Consider the following 22,994-nt stretch of genomic DNA (forward strand, 5'->3'; position numbering starts at 1 on the left):
TCCGACCTCAGTTCTTCACAAACAGTCTGCGCGGCCGGTTGCAAAGGCATTCGGCATGCCCCTCTTCCTTGATGAGGATGCTCTCGGTGATCTCAAGACCCCAGCCGTCCATCCACAGTCCCGGCATGAAGTGGAACGTCATGCCGGGTTTGAGGACAGTATTGTCCTCATGGCGGATGGAAATCGTGCGCTCGCCCCAATCCGGCGGATAGGACAGCCCGATCGGATAACCGGCCCGGTCCGAGCGTTCGATTCCGGCCGCTTCAAGCGGTTTTGCGAGCGCGCGGGCGACATCACCGGCCGTGTTGCCGGCCCGTGCGGTTTCAAGGCCGGCTTCCAGCCCTTCGATCAGGGCCTGTTCCGCATCCAGGAGATATTGCGGCGGATCTCCCAGAAAGACGGTGCGGCAGAGCGGTGCATGATAACGGCGGAAGCAGCCTGACAGTTCGAAGAAGGTCGCTTCGCCCTTTTGCATGAACCGGCCGTCCCACGTCAGGTGCGGCGCGGATGCATCGGCGCCACTGGGAAGAAGCGGCACGATTGCCGGGTAGTCTCCCCAGGCATCGTCAAGGCCTCGGATCGCGTCCGCATAGATTTCCGCGACCAGATCCGCCTTGCGCATGCCGGGTTTCACACGCTCGAAGACCCCGTCCATGATCTTCTCGGAAATCCTGGCGGCCTTGCGCATGAACACCAGCTCTTCATCCGACTTGACGGCACGGAGCCAGTTGACCATGCCCGTGGCGTCCACGAACTCAGCGTTCGGCAAGTCCTCCCGCATGGTCAGGTAGGCCTTTGCGGAGAAATAGTAATTCTCCAGTTCCACTCCGATGCGCTTGTTTTCGTAGCCCTTGGACTTCAACAGGCTCGAAAGGTCCTGCATGGGATGGCAATGGGAGGACTGGATGTAGCGATCCGCATAGGCGCTTACGCGCTCATCATCCATCCAGACCGTGCGCCGCGCGCCATTGGCGTCCTGACGACGCCCCCACCAGATGGGATCTTCGTCAAGGAAGACGAGGACGCCCTGGTGGACGTAGAAGGACCAGCCGTCATAGCCGGTGGTCCAGGACATATTCGACGGATCCTCGAGAAACAGGACGTCGATGCCGCGCATATTCATGTCGTTGCGGATCAGTTGAAGGCGCCGTTGATATTCCGATTGGCTGAAAGGGAGATCCTGACCAGGCATTGTGTTCATCCTCGACAAAGCATTTGTACACAAATAACCATAAGACAGAATTCAAATGCAAGAAAATTTGCCGTTTACAGATCTTCCTCTTGCGGCTTTTTGATTAATTGTACACAAATAGCGCAATTTCCGCCTAAGGCGGGCTTTTCGGCTATACTCTCGGGTCAAGGGGGCGTCATGGATTTGACATTTGTAGATATCCTCGCCGCTCAAAAGGCGATTTCGGGCAAGGTTGTCCGAACGCCGCTCCTGCCCTCCCGTTTTCTTTCGGAAACGGCGGGCGTTCCATTTCACCTGAAGATGGAAACCATGCAGCCGACCGGGGCTTTCAAGCTGCGCGGGGCGACCAACGCCGCGCAGAATGTCGATCCGGGCACGAACACCCTTACCTGCTGCTCGACCGGCAATCACGGCCGGAGCGTTGCCTATGCGGCAAGAGAGCTGGGGCTGAAGGCGGTGATCTGCATGTCGTCCCTCGTCCCGAAAACCAAGATCGATGGGGTCAGGGCCCTGGGCGCAGAGGTCAGGATCATCGGCACCAGTCAGGACGATGCACTCGCCGAATGCCGGCGGATTGGCAATGAACCGGGCGTGGCGGATATCTCCCCCTTTGACGATCCGCATGTGATCGCCGGCCAAGGCACCATCGGCGCAGAAGTCCTTGAAGACCTTCCCGACCTCAGGACGCTCCTCATTCCCCTCTCCGGAGGGGGCTGGCGGCGGGAGTGGCGCTTGCGGCAAAAACGATAAATCCCGGTATCCGGGTCATCGGTCTCACCATGGACCGCGGCGCGGCGATGCATGCCTCGATCGCGGCCGGACATCCCGTGGAAGTGCCCGAAGTTGCGAGCCTGGCCGATTCTCTCGGGGGCGGCATCGGGCTGGAGAACCGGCTTTCCTTCAGGATGTGCCGGGATCTTCTTGACGATATCGTCCTGGTCAGTGAAGAGGAAATCTACCGTGGCATGCAGGCGCTCTATTATGAAGACAGCCATGTTGCCGAGGGCGCCTGTGCCGTCGGCATCGCTGCATGCCTTGCCGGCAAGCTGCCGGACCTGGAAGGACCGGTAGCCACCATCATCACCGGCCGCAACGTCGATATGAATCAGTTTACAAGTATCGTCTCCGGTCAGGACATCCTGCTCGGTGACTACCTGCTGAAGGGAGCTGCCTATGCCCCATGAGATAAAGCTTGTGACAGAGACGGAGCTGCGCAGGTCCGTTCATCTGGATCTTGAAGTCATCAATTACATTGAAAACGCCTTTGCCAAACTCGCCACCGAAAAGGTCGTCATGCCGCCCGTGCTGTCGATGGCGCTTCCCGATGAGAATGCGGAAGTGGACGTGAAAACCGCCTATGTGCCGGGTCTCGACGGCTTTGCGATCAAGGTCTCCCCGGGATTCTTCAACAATCCCTCTATCGGTCTGCCCAGCCTGAACGGCCTGATGATCCTCTTCTCCGCCAAAACGGGACTGGTGCAGGCCGTGTTTCTCGACAACGGCTACCTGACCGACATCCGTACGGCCGCGGCCGGCGCCGTTGCCGCACGTCATCTTGCCCCGGACAAGGTGACCACCGCCGGCATTCTCGGCACGGGCGTTCAGGCTCGGCTACAGATGATTGCCGCCGCAAAGGTCCGCTCAGTCAAGAACGTGCTGATCTGGGGGCGCGACAGCGACAAGGCCGAGCGGCTCGCAGCGGAAATGACAACGGTGCTGGGCGTCGATGTGAAGGCTGTTGCGGACCGACATGAGCTCGTTGCAAGAAGCCAACTCGTCGTCACCACCACGCCGGCAAAGAAGTTTCTGCTGGACGCGGACTGCCTGCATCCGGGTCTGCACATCACGGCGATGGGGTCCGACCAGGAAAACAAGAACGAACTGTCTCCGGATCTCCTGGCGTGCGCGGACGTTCTGGTCTGTGACCGGATCAGCCAGTGTGAAAAGATGGGCGAATTGAGGACCGCATTGGAAACCGGCCGTCTTGAGTCCACTGCCGGTATCCGCGAACTCGGCGAAGTGATCGCGGGACACGCGCCCGGACGGAGCAGCGAAGACCAGATCACCGTGTGCGATCTGACCGGAACCGGCGTACAGGACACGGCGATCGCCACATTCACGCTGGGAAAAGTCGCGAAAGCTCAAGCTGGAACCACGATAACCGCCTGAAAGCTTTCATGATCAAACTGGACAATAGAGATCTGGACATCCTCAAGGTGCTGTCGCGGGAGGGCCGCATTTCGAAAGCCGATCTTGCCAAGCGCATCAACCTGAGCCCGAGCCCCTGCTGGAAAAGGCTGGAACGGCTGGAAAGCGCAGGGATCATCGAGGGCTATTCCGCCAACATCTCGCTCAAGAACCTCGGTCCCCATGTCACCGTGTTCGTGACAGTTGAACTGGAACACCACCGCGCGGAATACTTCCAGAAATTCGAACGGGCGATCCGCGAATATGAGGCGGTAACGGCCTGCTGGGCCATTGGCGGCGGTCTCGATTACCTGATGCAGATCGTTGCCCGCGACATCGATGCCTATCAGCGGTTCATGGATGCCCTGCTGGACCGCGAACTGAGCGTGGTACGCTACTTCACCTACGTGGTCACCAAACCGGTGAAGCAGAACGCCGGGCTTCCGCTCGATGACCTGTACGCAGGACTGCTGGGAACCGAATCCGACGCCGACCGCAGCGAATGAGAACGAAACGCCCCTATTTTTCCTGAACTTTGGTCGTTTCGTTCCGCCATCGGGATTTAGGCTGAGCCTGTCATTGATATGAGGCTCAGCCATGAAAAACCTGACACGTTCCGACGCGCCACTGACGACATCATTGTTCGGCCAGATCAAGAACCGCCATCTTCTCCGCAGTTTCGGTTACGTGGACGGCCGCTGGCTGGATGCGGAAAACGGCGACGTTTTCACGGTGACCGATCCCGCGGACGGCAGCTGGCTGGGCGACGTTTCGAAACTATCAGGCAAGCAGGCCGAAGATGCTATCAGCCGCGCGGATTCGGCTTTCAAGGCCTGGGCGGCCTTGTTGCCGCAGGAGCGGGCCGGCCACCTGCAGGCCTGGCATGCGCTGATCCTTGAAAACAAGGAAGATCTGGCGCTGATCATGACCCGCGAACAGGGCAAGCCGATTTCGGAAGCGCGGGGGGAAATCGACTACGCCGCCTCGTTCATCGAATTTTATGCCGAAGAAGCAAAACGCCCCAACATCGAGAGCATTACCTCCCACCTTTCCGACGCCGAGATGGAAATTTGGCGTGAACCTGTGGGTGTTGCGGCCCTGATCACACCCTGGAACTTTCCCTCCGCGATGATCACCCGCAAAGCCGCCGGCGCGCTTGCGGCAGGCTGTACCGTCCTGGTTCACCCCTCTGAGGAAACGCCCTTCTCCGCGCTGGCGCTGGCGGAACTGGCGGACAAGGCCGGATTGCCCGCGGGCGTTTTCAACGTGCTTCCCGGCAATGCACCGGAGATCGTCGCCCCCTGGATGGAGGATCCGCGTGTTCGGGCCGTGTCCTTCACCGGTTCGACGGAAATCGGCCGCTTGCTCTACCGGCAGAGCGCGGAGACGGTCAAACGGCTGGTGCTGGAACTCGGCGGTCACGCGCCCTTCATCGTCTTTGCCGATGCGGATCTGGACCATGCGGTGGAGCATGCTATTGCCGCCAAGTTTGCGACGTCTGGCCAGGACTGCCTCGGAGCGAACCGGTTTCTCGTCGAGCGCCCGGTCTATGACGCCTTTTGCAAGGCCTTCGCGGAACGCACGTCGGCGCTCACGGTGGGCGCCGGCATCGATGATCCGGATATCGGGCCGCTGATGCACGAACGTGCCGTGGCAAAGCAGGAAGCCCATGTGCGGGACGCACTCGAGCGGGGAGCAAAGCTGCTCGCCGGCGGAAAGCGGCACGCGGCGGGGCCGCTGTTCTATCAGCCGACAGTTCTTGCCGACGTTCCCGGCGATGCGGCGATCTTCCGGGAGGAAACCTTCGGCCCTGTCGCGGCGCTCGCGCCGTTCGATACGGAAGAGGAAGCTATTTCCCGGGCCAATGACACAGAATACGGCCTGATTGCCTATCTGCACACGCAGGATCCCCGGCGGATCTACCGCGCCAGCCGCGCCCTGCAATACGGCATGGTTGGCGTGAACCGGACGAAGGTCACGGGCTATCCGATCCCGTTCGGCGGCGTGAAGCAGTCGGGTCTTGGCCGCGAAGGGGCCCGCTACGGGCTCGAGGCCTTCACCGAAATCAAATATGTCTGCCGCGATTGGAGCTGAGCCATTCCGGCCCAATCAGAGAGGAAAAATCATGCTTAGAAACGATCAATTGGACGCCTGGGACCGGGAAAACTTCTTTCACCCGTCGACACATCTGGCTCAGCATGCGCGCGGAGAAAGCCCCAACCGCATCGTCACCGGCGGCAGCGGCGTCTTCATCGAAGACAGGGACGGCACGAAGCTGCTGGATGCCTTTGCGGGGCTATACTGCGTCAATGTCGGCTACGGCCGCACCGAAATTGCCGAGGCCATTGCCGAACAGGCAAAGGAACTGGCCTATTACCATGCCTATGTCGGCCACGGCACCGAGGCCGCCATCACCCTTGCCAAGATGGTCCTGGACCGGGCGCCGGATCACATGTCCAAGGTCTATTTCGGCCTTGGCGGATCCGATGCGAACGAGACGAACATCAAGCTGATCTGGTACTACAACAATATTCTCGGCCGTCCGGAAAAGAAGAAGATCATCTCGCGCTGGCGCGGCTATCACGGCTCCGGCCTGATGACCGGCTCGCTGACGGGGCTCGAGCTCTTTCACAAGAAATTCGACCTGCCGCTCGACACGGTCCTGCACACGGTTGCGCCGGACTACTTCCGCCGTGAGGATCTCTCGATGTCGGAAGCCGATTTCGTTGCTTATTGTGCGGCGGAACTGGAAGCGCTGATCGAGCGTGAAGGCGCCGATACGATTGCGGCCTTCATCGGCGAACCGGCCCTTGGAACCGGCGGCATCGTGCCTCCCCCGGCAGGCTATTGGGAAGCGATCCAGAAGGTACTGAAGAAATACGATATTCTGCTGATTGCCGATGAAGTCGTATCGGGTTTCGGACGGCTCGGCAGCATGTTCGGCTCGGATCATTATCAGATGGAACCGGATTTCATCACCATAGCCAAGGGCTTGACCTCAGCCTATGCACCGCTCTCCGGCTCGATCGTGTCGAAGAAGGTCTGGAAGGTGCTGGAAGACGGAACCGATGAATTCGGCCCGATCGGCCATGGCTGGACCTATTCTGCCCATCCCATCGGTGCTGCCGCAGGCGTCGCCAATCTCGAGCTGATCGACAAGCTCAACCTGATCGAAAACGCCGGAACCACGGGCGCCTATTTCAAGGAAGCCCTGAAGGCGGAACTTGGCAGTCATGCGAATGTGGGCGACATCCGCGGCGAAGGCCTGCTGTGCGCCATTGAGTTCGTCGAAGACAAGGACAGCAGAACCTTCTTCGATCCGGCCCGGAAAACCGGTCCCCAGGTCGCGGGAGCCCTTCTGAAGGAAGGCGTCATCGGACGGGCCATGCCGCAGGGCGACATTCTCGGCTTCGCGCCGCCGCTCTGCATCACCCGGAGCGAGATCGACAAGGTCGTCACCGCCACAGGCAAGGCGGTGCGTTCGGTCCTTTAGTCTTCAAGGCCGGCCGTCACCGATGGCCGGCCTTCGCCGTTTCCCCCATCAGCACGGGCACTACCTGGTCAGGCGTGCCCATCATGGCGATCTGGCCCGATTTCAAAACGACCACGCGGTCCGCCATTTTCATGTGACTGGGTCGCTGCGTGTTGATCAGGATGGTTGCCTTGCCGTGCAATGCACGGATCATTTCCATAAATTTCCGGTCGCCTTCGAAATCAAGATGCGTGCCCGGATTGTCGAACAGGTAAAACGAGACGGATTTGACCAGCGTCCGGGCCAGCACGATGCGCTGTTTCATGTTGTCCGGCACCTGCTTGAGAAGTTCGCCGTTGAGGCGCGTTTCGAGGCCGTCAAAATTCTCCACGAGATAGGGCAAGAGGCCGAGTTTGTCGGTTACTTCCGTCAACCGTTCGTCGCTTGCGCCCGGATCTGCCAGAAGCAGGTTCTGCTTCACGGTACCGTAGAAGAAATCGAGGTCGTCCGGTGCATAACCGATCGATGATCTCCACTCGGCCGCATCCAGCTGCCTGACATCCAGCCCGTCAAACAGGATGGAGCCGACCTGAGGCTGAAACAGCCCGGTGATCGCTTGGAAAAGAGCGGTTTTCCCTGACCCGCTCGGACCTGTAATGGCGACCAGTTCGCCCTCCCTGACGGTCAGCTCTAGGCCTTTCAGCGCTGCTTCCGTCGCTCCCGGATATCTCAGGACTAGCGAGGAGATCTTCAGGTCGCCGTGAATGTCGCGCTTGATCTTGGGAAGGTGTCCGGGCTCCCGCTCCAGCGGCACCTTCATAAGATTGTTGATCTGTTCGATGACCGTGCGGCTTTGCGCAAGTTGGGTGATGCTCAAGAAGGCCTGGTTCATCGGGTTCAGCACCCGCCAGGAGAGGGCCATGGTCGCGATCAGCGCGCCGAGGCTCATTTCCTCTTCCATCACCATCATCGCCCCGATCCCCAATACCAGGACGCCGCAAATGGTCATGAGTGTCTGGGAGACGGTCTGCAGGATATGGGTCAGACTGCGTGCGTGGATGTTGAGCTTGTTGAAACGTGCGGAAAGTGCCGTAAACCGCTCCAGCCAAATGTCGTCCACCGAAAGGTTGCGAAGGGCCCGCTGGTTGCGGAAGGTCTCGATCATGAAGCTGTTCAGCTTCGACTTCTGCTCGCCGACCATGGCGACTTCCCGCTGCACCTTGGGCAGCACATAGACTGCCAGCAACGCATAGATCATCAGAAGTGCAAGCGGCGGAAGCGCGACGGGACCACCGATCAGGAAGATGGCGAGAATGAAAATCACCGAGAACGGTACGTCGATGATGGCGTTGAAAACCGCGCTCTGAAAGATATCCCGGACGCTGTCGAAATAGCGCAAGCGCATCACCTGCGTTCCGATCGGCGCATCGGACAACATCGGATACGGCAGGTGGAGAATGCGTTCAAAGGTCTTTGTACCGACAATCGCGTCGATCCGGCCGCCAAGATAGGATTGAAGCAGGTTCTTCGTTCGTCTGAGGGCCAGTTCACAAACGAGAATGATGGCAATTCCGACAGCCATGGTCATGAGCACGTCAAGCGACTTTGCGCCCATGGCCTTGTCGTAAATGGCCATTATGAAAAGAGGGGGACCAAGCGCCATGATGTTGAGAACGAAGCCCAGAGCCAGAATCGCGACGATGCTGCCGCGGAAGCGCTTGGCGACCGAGGAAAACCAGCTTCGGTTGTTTTGAACCCGGCTGTCGTCCTGCTCTTCCTCACGAACCAGGTAGATCTCGTTTTTCAGGATCTCGCCCGAGGAGAGAATGACCGCCTCACCTTCCCTTCCCGAATAGGCCCGAATGTCACCGGTCTCGGTGCGGCTGGCCAGAACCTGCACGTCGCCGCCGACGAGGCGCAGGCAGGGAAACTGGTTCGGCGCCAGTTCACTCGCGGTGCCCCTGAAGACCGACGTCGCGACATTCAGCCGGTTCAGGACGGTCCTGAGATCCTGGAACGTTTCCACGTGATCGAAATGGGGCAAAGCTTCAAAGAGAAGACGGTCATTGCCCTGCCAGCGCATCTCCCGAAGCAGCGGCACCAGGCAGGCTTCGGCAGGTGCCGCGGACCGGTCCGGTCGGGCGCCGCCTTTTTCCGGCATGGAATTGCCAATCAGTTCCGCCGAAAGCTCTTCCCACTGCCTGTGAACCACATTGTCCTGTCCAGCGGGTTCTTCGAGGTTATAGAGGGTTCTGCTCACGCCGTTGCCCCCGCTTTCGCGGACCTGTCCGGAGCCTTCATGCCGGCAAGGGCGTGAATTCTTCCGTCCCGGATTTCGTACTGCTGGTCGGCCACCGCGAGCATCGAAGGCCGGTGACTGATGATGACGACCGTCAGAAAACCCTTCAGACGCTGCAGCGCGTCGGTGAGTGCCTTCTCGGCCTGCTGGTCCAGTTGAGCGTTTGCCTCATCTAGGATCAGTATCCTGGGTTCGCCGGCCAGCGCGCGGGCGATGCAGATCCGCTGCAGCGTTGCCGAGGGAACCTTGCCGCCGAGATCGGACCCGAGCTGGGTCTCATACCCTTTCGGCAACAGGTGAATCTCCTTTTCAAGGCCGATGAGTTTCGCCGCCATACGCGCGTGAGCGATATCTGACACGGCCCCGAACATGGTGATGTTCTCGAGGATCGATCCATTGAATATAGCGGGCTGGTTGTCCACGTAGGCCACGGTCTTGCGCAAGGCGTGCTCGTAAGGGCCGTCATAATCCTGGCCACCGATCATGACCTTGCCGGTTGTCGGTAACAGTTCCCCCGTCAGGAGTTTCATCAGTGTGGACTTGCCGCTGCCATCGGCGCCGCGGAACCCCACGAAACGTCCGGATGCTACGGTAAGGTTCACGTCCGAAAACACTTTCCGGCGCCCTTCCCCAAGTTCCACCGAAACATTTACGAGGTTGAGCGAACCATCCGTCTCAAACGGAAGCGCTTCCTGGTGCCTGACCGGTGGCAACTGGAAAAGGTCATTGACCTGCTGATAGTCGTGCCTCAGACGCTGCATGTCCGTGAGCTGGTTGATGGCCCGCAGGAAGGGCTGAACGAACTGGCCGGACAAAAGTGTGCTGGCGGCGACCCCGCCGATACTGAAACCGCCGTTGATCACCATCATCGCCCCGAACAGCACCACAAAGACCGTTGTCAGGGTACCGAACAGCGCCGACGCGTCCCGTGCCTGGCCGGACAGGCGCATATATCTCGCGCTCAGTTTGGCGGCTGCCTTCTGAAGGCGCTCGAAGCGACGCATGATCAGCGCTTCCATCGCCTGGGACTTTACGGTTTTTGCCCCGGACAGGACCTCAAGTATGAAGTCGGATTTCCGGTCGTCCTGATCCGCCCGGTCTGCAACGACCTGCTGAAGAACCCTGTTCCGGCGCAGCGCGAAGAACATGAATGCGCCGAGCAGGCAGACCGGGACGAGCGCCAGAGGCCCGGCAATGAACGCGAGAACGGCGAGAAAGATACCGCCGGCGGGCAAATCAATCGCAAGCAGCCTTGCCTGATCGCCATAATGGTCGGCGATCGACTGAAGGGAGCGGAGCTGATGCACCTGTACGGAAACAGGCGTCTTGGCGAACAGGGAGGGATCGGCATCGAGCACGCGCCGGAAAAGTTCGGCATGGGCCTGGTGATTGAAACTTGCACCAAGGCGGCCGACGACGACGGCTCTTGCAACCTTGATGAAGGCATCGGCGATCAGAACGCCCACAACGCCAAGCATCAGGACCAGCAGAGTATCCGTAGCAGTGTTGGGCACAACCCGGTCATAGACCTGCAGAATCGCCAGCGGCATCGCCAGGCTGAGCAGATTTGCGAAGATGGAGGCTATGATAACGTCACGCGGCAGACCCGGGGAGGAAATCCGCGTCCCGGACGGCGAGTGACGGATCCTCAGCCGGGGGAGAAAGAATGACGAATGAACCGAGTTCAGCATGTATGTGCCAGAGTCTAATGCGTGCTGCATTAAACTGTGCCGATCGGGTTTAAAAACCGTTTACCCTACGGTGTATTTTCTGAATTTTATTAGAACTAACCTTCAGATTCTACGTTCAATTTTTCGCTTTGTTAAGGACGCCGTCGTTCATTGTCCTGACAGGAACCATGCGGATAGCGGGCGATGGCAAACGATAGCGAAAACGGCAGCACCGGAAAAGATGAAGTAGTCTCTGAAAGCAGAACAACTCTGTCTTCAGACAATATCCTTCATCCCGGACTTCTCGACGCCAAGGATCAGCATCTCGCCAAGGCGCATGATTACCATCTCGACCAGGACATGGGCGAGTCCATGGAACAGGTCAACGCGAACCTGCATCTCGGCGGTGAGCAAGCCACTCCGGATCACGACTTGCTGGAACAAACGGCTACCGGAAGTTTTGCCCCCGAGAGTACGGATCTGGCTTTTGCCGAGAACGAGTCCGGTGACGCCTCTGTCTCTGACGACGGACTGGAACGCACCGTCTCTCTCCCCGCAGTCCCGGAAGACGACAGGCCCGGTTCGAATTCCGGCGCGGAACCGGTCGGCAGCTCATCTTCAGCCCCGGCTGAACAATCAACGGTCGAAACGGTTCAAAATCCGACCTTGTCAGGCCTTGAATCTCGGGAACCGGGCGCCGGGACGGTCGCAACTAACGTTGCTTCCGGATTCCTGTCGGAGGACGTTGCCTCCGTCGATGACGGGCCTATCGCCTCCGAACTCACGTCGATTGCCGACAGCGATACATCTGAGGATGAGGTCGATGAGAACGCCGCGCTCGGGACGAAAACCGGGATAACGGCCCATGCGGATGTGGCCGAAGGTGCGACCGTCACCTATAGCCTGATCGGTGATGCAGGCGGTCTCTTTTCCATTGATCCGGAAACAGGGATTGTGTCCGTGGCCGGTGACCTGGACGCAGAAACGGCGGGCAGCCACGAGATCGTCGTTCTGGCCACCGCTTCCGACGGAGCCACACAGACCGAGAGCTTTACCATATCGATCCGGGATATCGATGAATATGACGTCAGCTCACTGAAAGTGATTGGCGAAACTGGCGACGGTATTTCGGAGGATATCGCTGGCGGAAGCGCCGTGGGGGTCGCCGTTTCGGCAGAGGATCGGGACGTATCGGACAGTGTCACCTATTCCGTTGACGATGCCCGTTTCCAGATTGATGAAAACGGGATCGTGACCGTCGCCGATGGAGCGGAGTTTGACGCGGAGAGCGAGGGAACCGTTTCATTCACGGTCACCGCGACATCGACCGACGGATCACAATCTTCACAGACTTTCGGTCTATCGGTGGCCGACGTCAATGAACATGACGTTTCCGAGGTGACCGATGCGGACACGTCCGCAAACATTATCGCTGAAAACGCGGCGGCCGGAACACAGGTCGGCATCATCGCCCTGGCGGCGGATGCAGACGTAACGGACTTAGTCTCCTACTCCGTCTCCGACAGCCGGTTTGCCGTGGATGGCGATGGCGTGGTGACGGTCTCCTCCGGAGCCGCATTCGATTACGAGAGCGAACCGACGATCACCCTGACGGTGACGGCCACCTCCAGTGACGGTTCCACCTCCCAGGAAGCATTTGCGGTTTCCGTTTCGGACGTTGCCGAAGCCTATCAGATGGCCGACGGACAGGGTTCGTTCACCGATGACGGCGTTGCCGAACATACGATCCGCGGAACGAGCGGCGCGGAGATCATTACCGCGCATGACGACGGCGGCACGATCTACAGCGGGTCCGGTGACGATACGATCCATGGCGGCGACGGCAACGACACCATCATTTACGGCGAAGGTGCCGACACGGTTTATGGCGGCGCTGGCAACGACTTCATCGATGATGCACGGGGAGCGCAAATCAGCAACCATGCGAACTACCTCGATGGCGGCGCTGGTAACGATACGATCTATGGCGGCGGCGGCGATGACACCATAGCCGGGGGTGACGGCAATGACGCTCTTTATGGCGAAGGCGACAATGACCTGATAGACGGCGGCGCGGGCGACGACCGGATCTACGGTGATCGCGGTGACGACACGCTCATCGGCGGTGCGGGCAATGATCGTCTCGATGGGGGCAGCGGGCAAGATCATGCGGTCTACACCGGCAACTGGTCCGACTACACGATCACTGAAAGCAGCGGCGTCTTCACGATCATCGACAACCGCGACGGATCGCCCGACGGGACCGACACCGTCACGAATGTCGAGAGTTTTGTCTTTGCTGACGGGACCGTTCTGGCAGGCGACCTGATTGCCGAAGATGTCAGCGCCGTCTCTGATACGGACACCACGGCGAACACCATCGCTGAGAATGCGGCTGCCGGCACCGCTGTCGGCATCACTGCGTTTGCGGAAGACGGCAATGCCTCCGATACGGTTACCTATTCGGTGTCCGACAGCCGGTTTACGGTCGATGCAGACGGCGTTGTGACGGTCGCTTCCGGCGCAGCATTTGACTACGAGAATGAGCCGACGATTTCCCTAACAGTGACGGCCATTTCCTCCGACGGGTCAACGTCTTCGGAGACCTTCTCGCTCGATGTCTCGGATGTTGCCGAAAACATCGTTTTGACGAGCGGTGACGACTATTTCGAGGATACGGGCGTCACGGAACTCTCAATCGATGCCGGTGCCGGTAACGATGAAGTCTATGGGGGCAGCGGCAACAACACCATTTATGGCGGAGATGGCGAAGACTTTCTCATGTCCGGCGATGGAGACGACGTCCTGTCCGGCGGTGCCGACGACGATGTTCTGGTTGGCGGCGCAGGAAACGACGTGCTGGACGGCGGCCAGGGAGATGATTTCCTGATCGGATTGGAAGGTGACGACACGATCGATGGCGGTGACGGAAGTGACTACGTCTACTATGACGCAAACCGCTCCGATTACACGATCACTGAAAACGGCGGCGTCTATACCGTCGTTGACAACCGGCCAGGATCTCCGGAAGGCATCGACACGGTGACCAACGTGGAACGGTTCGCGTTTGCCGACGGCATCGTTCTGGCGGGCGACCTGATTGCCGAGGATGTCAGCGCCGTCTCGGATACGGACAGTGCAGACAATACAATCGCAGAAAACGCCGCACCCGGGACCACCGTTGGTATTACCGCCCTTGCCGAGGACGGCAACGTATCCGACACGGTTACCTATTCCGTCTCGGATAGCCGGTTTACGGTCGACGCGAATGGTGTGGTTTCCGTCTCATCCTCCGGGGCGAGCTTTGATGCAGAGACCGAAGGGTCGATTGACATCACGGTGACCGCGACCTCGACGGATGGGTCGGCTTCGTCCGAGACCTTCACCATCGCCGTCTCCGACGTGGACGAATATGACGTCTCGGCCGTCAGCGATACCGATAGTTCGGCAAACACGATTGCCGAGAATGCAGCAGCCGGAACTCAGGTCGGCATCACCGCCCAGGCCACGGATGCCGATGTGACTGATTCAGTTACCTATTCGGTTTCCGACAGCCGCTTCACGGTCAACGCAAACGGCGTGGTCACCGTTGCTTCAGGTGCAAGCTTCGATGCGGCGACAGAAGGCTCCATCGATATCGCCGTGACGGCAACGTCCTCGGATGGTTCGACGTCGTCGCAGACCTTTACCGTCGGTGTCTCCCAGGAGCAGGCGGAGGTTTCCTCCGTCACCGACTCAAACATCGCTGCAAACAGCGTTGCAGAGAATGCAGCGGCTGGCATGCAGGTCGGCATTACCGCCACCGCGGATGATCCGAATGTTGCCGATACGGTGTCCTACACGGTCTCCGACAACCGCTTCACGGTCGATGCCGACGGTGTCGTCACGGTTGCCTCCGGGGCGACGTTTGACTACGAAACCGAGCCGACGATTGACCTGACGGTGACGGCCACCTCCAGTGACGGTTCAACGGCACAGGAAGCATTTGCCATTTCCGTTTCGGACGTTGCTGAGGCCTACCAGATGTCCGATGGGCAGAGGGCGTTCACAGATACCGGCGTAGCGGAAAGCTCGATCACCGGAACCAGCGGTGCAGAAACGATTACCGCACATGACGCCGGCAGCACGATTTACAGCGGAGCTGGCGACGACACGATCCATGGCGGCGCGGGGAACGATCTTATCTTCTTTGGTGAAGGTGCGGACACTGTTTACGGTGGTGCCGGAGATGACATCATTGACGATCAGGCGGGAACCCAGATCAGCACGCAGGCCAACTATATCGACGGCGGCGCCGGCAACGACCGGATTTACGCCGGCGGCGGCGACGACTACATAGTCGGCGGCGACGGCTATGACACGCTCAATGGCGAGGATGGCAACGACACGATCGATGGCGGTGCCACGGCCGACTGGATTTACGGGGGCCAGGGTGACGACACGCTCATCGGCGGTACGGGTAATGACACCCTCTACGGTGAGGATGGATCCGATCTGTTCATGTATGGACTGGGAGACGGCAGCGACATGATCCATGGCGGCGAAGGCACTGCCTGGACGGATGCAATCGACCTGGGGGGTAGCTCGGGCACAGCCTCTGCCGGAGACTACGGTTCGGATTGGACCGTTACCATCACCGATGGTTCCATCATGAACACCGACACCGCCACCAATGTGATGGAACTCTCCCAGGATGCAGACGGCTATATCGACTTTTCGGATGGGAGCCGCATGACGTTCAGCGACGTGGAGGAAATCCGCTGGTAGCCGATCTCAGCGCCGGACGCGATTGAACGCCCTGATCCCGGTATTCCTGGCGGCGTTTTGAAACTACCGCTCGCTGAGCGGATCGCCGATCGCCCTTGTCACCGGTTTCAGCAGATATTGCAGAACCGATTTCGAGCCCGTCACGATCTTCGCATCGACAACCATGCCAGGCGAAATTGTCTCCACCCGATCTCCGTGACCGATCCGGTTGGAGGGCAGTGGGATTGTGGCCTTGAAGAAGTAGTTTCCGTATTCATCCCGGAAACTTGACGCCGAAATCACCGAGACCTCCCCCTCGACGGTTCCCTGGATATTGGGGTCGAATGTGGTGATGGAGATTTCGGCCGGATCGCCAACTTCCACATGCCCAATGTCACGTGGCAGTATCCGCACTTCCGCGACGAGCTCGCTGCCGCTTGGAACAATTTCGGCGACGATGTCACCGGGCGCAAGAACACTGCCGGCGCCTTTCAGATAAAGCGCCTTGATATGCCCGCTGGCCGGCGCCCTAACGAAGAGGCGATCGAAGCGGTCCCGCTGCTTTGTCGCTTCAAAGGTGAGCTCGTTGCGTTCCTGAATGACCCTGCTCCGCTCTTCGGCAAGTTTCTCCTCCGCAACTGCGATCGACCTTGCAAGGCCTGCCTTGGCCTCAGTCAGCTGCGCCTCGAGGCGTCCCTTCATGCCGCTCAATTCGCTCAGCTGGCTTTGCGCTTCCTGCAGCGCCGATCTGGCCTCCAAATGCCGGCGTTTGGAGGTGTAGCCCTGTTTGAAGAGAGACTCCTGAATTTCAAACTTTTCGCGCTCGATCTCGATCTGCGTTTTCTGAAACGCGACCCTCTCCACGATACTTTCGAGCTCCGCCTGTTTCTCGCTGATCCGGGCTCTCATGGCTTCCAGTTCCTGAGCGAGAGCCTCTTGCTGAGCGTCCAGTGCCGCCTGTTGCGCCTCGCTGAAACCGGTTCTCACACCCAGGCGCAGACCATTGGAATCAGATGTAGCTGCCTGAAAGCGTTGTTCTTCGCCCGAAAGATATTCCAGTCTGGTCCGGACCTTTTCCAGGTCGCTTGAAGCAGCGGTTTCCTGAAGCCGGATGAGAGGCGCACCTTCTTCGACGAGTTCGCCTTCCCTGACCAGCACCTCCGCGACGATGCCGCCTTCCAGATGACCGACCGTGCGGACTTTTCCCGCCGGGACGATTTCGCCCGTCGCCTTGGCCACTTCACGCACCTGGCCAATGGCCGCCCAGACTAGAAAGGCGGCGGCGCCGACGGAAAGGGTCTGCAGAATCCGACGATAGGCCACCGCCGGCGGTCCCTCTTCAAGCTCGAGAGGAATGTCCAGCGGGTAATCTTCCGCAGAGTTTTTTCTAGAGAACATGACGCCTCGACGCTGATTGCAGCCTTTGACGCCAACAATCGACGATCAAGGTAAATATCCGCTGAATCAGGCGTTTGCAGCAGAGCCGGTGCGTCGCGTGGATCTTTTGCTTTTGCGATGCTGCCCGGAGCGGAGGTTCAGCGATCCATTGAAATCGATTGTCAGAAGCTGCATTCGGGCTTTGACCATCAAACCACTCCGTGCATTAATGTCACAGAAAGCCGGTGCTTTCATGAAAATGTGTGACGCTTCGGGAGGGGCGAATGGCTGACACGGAGACGGTGCTTGCAAACAGGCAGGACGGATTTCTGCGAATCACACTCAACCGCCCGGACCGGCTCAACGCCTTCAACGAGGCGATGCATCACGATTTGCGTGAGCTCCTGGCGGATGCACGAACAGATCGAGACATACGCGCGGTCTTGCTGACGGGTGCGGGACGCGGCTTTTGCGCGGGCCAGGATCTTTCCGACCGGGACATGCGGGACGGAGGCGAGGCTCCGGATCTCGGCCATACGATCGAAACGCTCTACAACCCGCTTATCCGCCAGATCCGTTCCCTGGCGAAACCCGTGGTCTGCGCCGTCAACGGAGTGGCGGCCGGCGCCGGTGCGAATATCGCTTTTGCCTGCGACATCGTTCTGGCCGGGCACTCGGCCAAATTCATTCAGGCGTTTTCCAGGATTGGTCTGGTGCCCGATTCCGGTGGCAGCTGGCTTTTGCCGCGTCTCATCGGCGAGGCCCGTGCGAAAGCACTCACCCTTACCGGCGAACCCTTGCCTGCCCAGACGGCCGCGGACTGGGGGCTCATCTGGAAGGCGGTTCCGGACGCGGACCTGATGAGTGACGCGAGCGCGCTTGCCGCGCGACTTGCTGCGGGTGCGACGACGGGCCTGGGGCTGACAAAGCAGCTTATCCAGGATGCTGCAGATCAGTCGCTCGACGCCCATCTGGATGCTGAGCGGGATGCACAGCGGCAGGCGGGCCGCACGGCGGATTACCGCGAAGGTGTCGCCGCGTTTCTGGAAAAGCGCCCTACCCGGTTCTCCGGATCCTAACCCCTGCCGGAGCTGTCCATGACACCTGAAGAACTTGCAAACGCCTGTGCCCGGCGCATGTGGTCGGAAGATACCGCCACGCGCGAGTTGGGCATGCATCTCGACCATATCGAGCCCGGCCGATCGACTATCTCGATGACCGTCCTGAACGGCATGACCAACGGCCACGGCATCTGCCACGGAGGGTATATTTTCACCCTCGCCGACAGCGCCTTTGCCTTCGCCTGCAACACCTATAACCAGGTGACCGTCGCCCAGCACTGTTCGGTGACTTATCTGGCACCGGCACATCTCGGAGACCGGCTGACGGCAACAGCCCGTGAACTGTCCCGCAAGGGCCGGTCGGGGCTTTATGACGTGACGATCCGCAACCAGAACGGCGACACGATCGCCGAATTCCGCGGCAATTCAAGGACGACAAAAGGCACGATATTGCCGGACTAAGCGAAGCGCCCGCATAGAGCCGCTTCAAGGAGGGTTTAATGGAAGATCTGGCTCCGCGTCCCGGTGACCTGGAACCTATAGAGACGGCGAGCCGGGACGAGCTCTCGGCATTGCAGTTGGAGCGGTTGAAGTGGTCCCTCACCCATGCCTACGAGAATGTGCCTATGTTCAGGACCAGGTTCGATGACATGGGGGGTCATCCGTCCGAGCTCAGATCGCTTTCGGATCTTTCCAGATTTCCCTTTACGACCAAGGCGGATCTTAGGGAAAATTACCCTTTCGGCCTTTTCGCGGTCCCGCGCGAGAAAATCGTGCGCATTCATGCGTCTTCGGGAACGACGGGGAAACCGACCGTCGTCGGATATACGGCCAATGACATCGAGATGTGGGCGGATCTCGTGGCCCGGTCCATCCGGGCGTCGGGCGGACGACGCGGCGACATCATTCACGTTGCCTATGGATACGGCCTCTTCACCGGAGGTCTCGGCGCCCATTATGGTGCTGAAAGGATGGGCTGTACGGTCGTGCCTGTCTCGGGAGGCATGACGGAGCGCCAGGTGACCCTCATCCAGGATTTCAAGCCGCGCATCATCATGGTGACGCCGTCCTATCTCCTGTCGATTCTGGACGAGTTCCACCGTCAGGGCATCGACCCGCGGGAGAGTTCCCTCGCAGCAGGGATCTTTGGCGCCGAGCCGTGGACCAACGCCATGCGCCGGGAAATCGAAGACGCCTTCGACATGCATGCGGTCGACATCTACGGCCTTTCCGAGATCCTCGGTCCCGGCGTGGCCAACGAGTGCGTCGAAACGAAGGATGGCCTGCATATCTGGGAGGATCACTTCTATCCTGAGGTCATCGATCCCGAGACGGGCGAAGTTCTTCCGGACGGAGACATCGGCGAGCTTGTACTGACCACCCTCACCAAGGAAGGCCTGCCGATGATCCGCTATCGCACGCGGGACCTGACCCGCCTGCTGCCGGGCACGGCGAGGACAATGAGGAGAATGGAGAAAGTCACCGGCAGGTCCGACGACATGATCATCCTGCGCGGTGTCAACGTGTTCCCGACGCAGATCGAAGAGCAGATCCTCAAATGCGGCGGCCTGTCTCCGCATTTCCAGATCGAACTCACCAAGGCCAATCGGCTGGATGTCATCACCGTTCATGTTGAAGCCCTGCCCGAAGCCGCCTCGGGCGAACACCGCGGCGCCTCCGCAAAGGAACTCGCTCACCACATCAAGAGCATAGTCGGCATATCGGCGATCATCGACGTCAGGGAACCGGGCGGGGTTGAGCGGTCCGCCGGCAAGGCAAAGCGCGTAGTGGACAATCGCCCCAACGACAGCTGACGGACGTCAGGGCGCGGTTTGCGACCACTCTTTGGCCACCAGGGTCAGGACGTCATACCGGGCGACCGGCTCGTCCTTTTGATTGGTGACCAGGCAGTCCCATCGGACTTCGCCGTAATCTGCCGAAATGCGCGGCGAAATCTCCTTTGCAGTCAGTTGTACCTTCAGCGCGTCTCCCGCGTTGACCGGCGTCATGAAACGCAGATTGTCGACACCGTAATTGGCAAGAACCGGCCCTTCCTCGGGATCGACGAACAGGCCCGCGGCGAAGGAGACGATCAGATAGCCATGCGCGACCCTGCCATCAAAGAACGGGTTCCGACCGGCCGCGTCTTCGTCCATATGGGCATAGAACGTGTCGCCGGTGAACTGTGCAAAATGCTCGATATCCTCCAGGGAAACATTTCTCGATCGGGTCGTGAGCTGGTCTCCGATCCTGAGCTCGGCCAGCGATTTCCGGAACGGATGGCGGCTGTCTGCCTTGCCGGGCGCTCCCTGGACCCATCGGCCGGTAACGGCGCCGAGGAGCGCCGGTGCACCCTGCACCGCCGTGCGCTGCATGTAATGCTTGATCGCCCGGATGCCGCCGAGTTCCTCGCCTCCGCCCGCCCGGCCGGGACCACCATGGACAAGCATGGGCAACGGTGAGCCGTGGCCGGTCGAGGACCTGGCGCTCTGGCGATTGCCGATCATGATCCGCCCATGGAAAGGCGCCATGCCGAGAACCATTTCTTCTGCAACGCCCGGATCGTTGGTGAAGACCGACGCGACCAGCGAGCCCTTGCCCTTGTGGGTCAGCTCGACTGCTTCGTCCACATCGTCGTAAGGCATGAGGGTCGCAACGGGACCGAAGGCCTCGATGGTATGCACCGCTTCGCAGGCCAGTGGCCTGTCACAGTGGAGCAGGACCGGCGATCCGAATGCGCCGCTTTCGGGAAGATCTCCGACCGGCCCGGACACCACTGCAGCATCGGACCTGAGCTCGTCGATCCGGGCGAGAACCTCTTGCCGCTGGTTCAAGGAAGCGAGCGGTCCCATCGTCACGTTTTCATCGCGCGGGTTGCCGATGACCAGCCGTGAAAGCCGCTCGTTCAGGGCGTCCGCTACGGTTGGCGCCATCTTCCTTGGAACGATGATGCGCCGGATGGCGGTGCATTTCTGACCGGCCTTTGCGGTCATCTCCCGGACGACCTCTTTCACGAAAAGCTCGAATTCCGGCTCTCCGGGAGCCGCATCCGGGCCGAGAACGGCCGCGTTGAGACTGTCGGCCTCCATCGTGAACCGGACAGAGTTCTGAACGATTGCCGGATGGCGGCGCAGCATCTGACCGGTCGCGGCAGAGCCGGTGAAGGTCACGATGTCCTGCCCGGTGACGTGGTCGACCAGGTCGCCGGCGGATCCGCACAAGAGCTGCAAGGAGCCTTCCGGCAGGATGCCGGTTTGAAGGATCTGCCGCACCATCAGTTCGGTGAGATACGCGGTCTGGCTGGCAGGCTTCACCAGGCATGGCACGCCTGCGATAAGAGCGGGCGCGATCTTTTCCAGCATGCCCCAGCAGGGAAAGTTGAATGCGTTGATATGGACGGCGATACCCTGGAGAGGCGTCAGGACGTGCTGCCCTGAAAACGTGTCGTCCCGGGAAAGCGGCTCCGCTGCGCCTTCGACGAAGACACGGGTGTTCGGCATTTCACGACGCGCCTTCGACGACATGGCAAAGAGCGTGCCGATGCCGCCCTCAATGTCGATCCAGCTGTCCTTGCGCGTGGCGCCGGTGGCGAAACTTTCCTCGTAGAAGAGTTCCTTCTTGTCCATCAATGCCTGCGCCAGCGCCTTCAGCATCAGCGCGCGCTCGTGATAGCTCATCTTGCGCAGGGCCTTGCCGCCGATCCTGCGGCCATGGTCCAGGGCTTCTGCGAGATCGAGATCCGAAGCATCGATACGGGCGACCGGCGCACCGGTGGAGGCATCCAGAAGTTCCTGGCCGTCACCTTTTCCCACCCTCCAGGCGCCGGCCAGATAGCTTTCGAGAACCCGCATTTGTGGTACCGCAGTCATGAGATCAGATCCTGTTCAGAGCAAAGGGTCGGCGTTCAGGCATCGTAGGTGACGACAAGACGCTTGGTCAGCGGTCGCGATTGACATGTGAGGATGAACCCGTTGCGGATTTCATCATCTTCCAGCGCATGGTTCGCCGCCATTTCCACCTCGCCCTCCAGCAGTCTGCCCCGGCATGTGGAACAAACGCCCGCGCAGCAGGAATAGGGCGCATCGATATCGTGCCTGTGGGCGGCCTCCAGGATGGTCTCGCCCGCTTCCATGTGAATTTCGCGGGTCGTGCCGTCGTGGGTCAGTTTGAGATCGGCTTCCTTGGCCCTCGGGTCGGCGGCCGGTGATCGTTCCCTCTGCGGCAAGCGGCCAGGCTGGTCGGATTTGAAGAGTTCCTGCTTGATCCGGTCTGCCGCCAGCCCGTGTATTTCCAGGCTGCGGCGCACGGTTTCCATCATGCCGTGCGGGCCGCACAAAAACGCCTGATCGATGTCCTGAGGGTCGATAAGCGCCTGGAACAGCTCTTCCAGCTTGAGCTCATCGATGCGGCCGGAAAACAGTTCCGTATCCTGCGCATCGCTTTTCAGGATGTGAATGATCTGCAGCCGGCCGAGATATCGGTTTTTCAAGTCCTCCAGTTCTTCACGGAACATGATCGAAGACACCTGGCGATTGGCATAAACCAGCGTGAACTGCGCGTCCGGCTCACGCGCCAGCACCGTTTTCAGGATGGACAAGATGGGCGTTATCCCGGAGCCGCCGGCGAAACCGGCGTAGAATTTGGCCTTTTCCGGTTCAAGCGGCGCGAAGAAGCTCCCGAGCGGCGGCATGGCTTCCACCGTGTCTCCGGCCTTGAGGTCCTCATTGGCCCAGCAGGAGAAAGCGCCGCCGTCGACACGTTTGATACCGACCTTCAAGGCCCCGTCGTCGGCGCCCGCGCAGATCGAATAGCACCGCCGCACTTCATGGTCGTCGAAATGCCGCCGGAAGGTGAGGTACTGGCCTTGCGTGAAGCGGAAAAGCTCCTCGTCCCCCGGCCCGGGCCGCAAGGTCACGACGACGGCATCGCGCGTGTCCGCCGTCACTTCCGTGACCGTCAGGGCGTGAAACCGCGACATGTCCTTCCTCCC

14 protein-coding genes and 1 pseudogene are annotated in these 22,994 nt (G+C 60.0%); 9 read left to right on the forward strand and 6 right to left on the reverse strand.

The features are described 5' to 3' along the window. Nucleotides 1-7 precede the first annotated feature (7 nt). Nucleotides 8-1,192 carry a M24 family metallopeptidase gene (locus tag ON753_RS10240; RefSeq protein ID WP_265962414.1) on the reverse strand — a complete coding sequence of 395 codons (1,185 nt, stop codon included), beginning with the start codon at nt 1,190-1,192 and terminating at the stop codon, nt 8-10. 177 nt (nt 1,193-1,369) lie between these two features. Between ON753_RS10240 and eutB the strand changes: the two are divergent. The 5 genes and pseudogenes from eutB (at nt 1,370) to ON753_RS10265 (ending at nt 6,872) form a co-directional block, all read left to right on the forward strand. After that, a pseudogene (gene eutB, locus ON753_RS10245) lies at nt 1,370-2,376 on the forward strand (hydroxyectoine utilization dehydratase EutB). Continuing rightward, complete coding sequence (locus ON753_RS10250; RefSeq protein WP_265962415.1) at nt 2,366-3,361, forward strand: cyclodeaminase; 996 nt, start codon at nt 2,366-2,368, stop codon at nt 3,359-3,361. Before eutB ends, ON753_RS10250 begins: the two are co-directional and overlap by 11 nt. A gap of 8 nt (nt 3,362-3,369) precedes the next feature. Continuing rightward, on the forward strand, nt 3,370-3,885 hold the full coding sequence (locus ON753_RS10255; RefSeq protein ID WP_265962416.1) for an Lrp/AsnC family transcriptional regulator: 516 nt from the start codon (nt 3,370-3,372) through the stop codon (nt 3,883-3,885). A gap of 91 nt (nt 3,886-3,976) precedes the next feature. Next, nucleotides 3,977-5,473, forward strand: a complete 1,497-nt coding sequence (locus ON753_RS10260) for an NAD-dependent succinate-semialdehyde dehydrogenase (RefSeq protein ID WP_265962417.1) — start codon at nt 3,977-3,979, stop codon at nt 5,471-5,473. A 31-nt stretch (nt 5,474-5,504) separates the two neighbouring features. After that, on the forward strand, nt 5,505-6,872 hold the full coding sequence (locus tag ON753_RS10265) for an aspartate aminotransferase family protein (RefSeq protein WP_265962418.1): 1,368 nt from the start codon (nt 5,505-5,507) through the stop codon (nt 6,870-6,872). A 16-nt stretch (nt 6,873-6,888) separates the two neighbouring features. On the opposite strand, the gene ON753_RS10270 is transcribed toward ON753_RS10265, so the two are convergent. Both ON753_RS10270 and ON753_RS10275 read right to left on the reverse strand, forming a co-directional pair. Next, a complete protein-coding gene (locus ON753_RS10270) occupies nt 6,889-9,111 on the reverse strand; it encodes a peptidase domain-containing ABC transporter (RefSeq protein ID WP_265962419.1) in 2,223 nt (740 codons plus the stop codon). Further along, nucleotides 9,108-10,871, reverse strand: coding sequence for a peptidase domain-containing ABC transporter (locus ON753_RS10275; RefSeq protein WP_323054715.1), 1,764 nt, complete (start codon nt 10,869-10,871; stop codon nt 9,108-9,110). The genes ON753_RS10270 and ON753_RS10275 overlap by 4 nt, the downstream gene beginning before the upstream one ends. A 153-nt stretch (nt 10,872-11,024) precedes the next feature. Here ON753_RS10275 and ON753_RS10280 point away from each other — a divergent pair, with 153 nt between their 5' ends. Beyond that, nucleotides 11,025-15,587: a beta strand repeat-containing protein gene (locus ON753_RS10280; RefSeq protein ID WP_265962422.1), complete on the forward strand. Its 4,563-nt coding sequence runs from the start codon at nt 11,025-11,027 to the stop codon at nt 15,585-15,587. Nucleotides 15,588-15,650: 63 nt separating this feature from the next. On the opposite strand, the gene ON753_RS10285 is transcribed toward ON753_RS10280, so the two are convergent. Then, a complete protein-coding gene (locus tag ON753_RS10285; RefSeq protein WP_265962424.1) occupies nt 15,651-16,964 on the reverse strand; it encodes an HlyD family type I secretion periplasmic adaptor subunit in 1,314 nt (437 codons plus the stop codon). A gap of 263 nt (nt 16,965-17,227) precedes the next feature. On the opposite strand from ON753_RS10285, the gene paaG reads away from it, so the two are divergent. The 3 genes from paaG to paaK are packed head-to-tail and all read left to right on the forward strand — an operon-like array spanning nt 17,228 to nt 19,818. Then, complete coding sequence (gene paaG / locus ON753_RS10290) at nt 17,228-18,022, forward strand: 2-(1,2-epoxy-1,2-dihydrophenyl)acetyl-CoA isomerase PaaG (protein ID WP_265962425.1); 795 nt, start codon at nt 17,228-17,230, stop codon at nt 18,020-18,022. Between the two features lie 18 nt (nt 18,023-18,040). Beyond that, entirely contained in the window at nt 18,041-18,466 is a 426-nt protein-coding gene (gene paaI, locus ON753_RS10295; RefSeq protein WP_265962426.1) for a hydroxyphenylacetyl-CoA thioesterase PaaI, read from the forward strand. A 38-nt stretch (nt 18,467-18,504) separates the two neighbouring features. Further along, nucleotides 18,505-19,818, forward strand: coding sequence for a phenylacetate--CoA ligase PaaK (gene paaK, locus ON753_RS10300; protein ID WP_265962427.1), 1,314 nt, complete (start codon nt 18,505-18,507; stop codon nt 19,816-19,818). A gap of 6 nt (nt 19,819-19,824) precedes the next feature. Here paaK and paaZ read toward each other — a convergent pair whose 3' ends face one another. Together paaZ and ON753_RS10310 are read right to left on the reverse strand one after the other, a co-directional pair. Beyond that, entirely contained in the window at nt 19,825-21,873 is a 2,049-nt protein-coding gene (gene paaZ, locus ON753_RS10305; RefSeq protein ID WP_265962428.1) for a phenylacetic acid degradation bifunctional protein PaaZ, read from the reverse strand. Between the two features lie 35 nt (nt 21,874-21,908). Continuing rightward, on the reverse strand, nt 21,909-22,982 hold the full coding sequence (locus ON753_RS10310; protein ID WP_265962430.1) for a 2Fe-2S iron-sulfur cluster-binding protein: 1,074 nt from the start codon (nt 22,980-22,982) through the stop codon (nt 21,909-21,911). Nucleotides 22,983-22,994: the final 12 nt, after the last annotated feature.

The sequence above is a fragment of the Roseibium salinum genome (assembly GCF_026240905.1).
GTDB lineage: Bacteria > Pseudomonadota > Alphaproteobacteria > Rhizobiales > Stappiaceae > Roseibium > Roseibium salinum.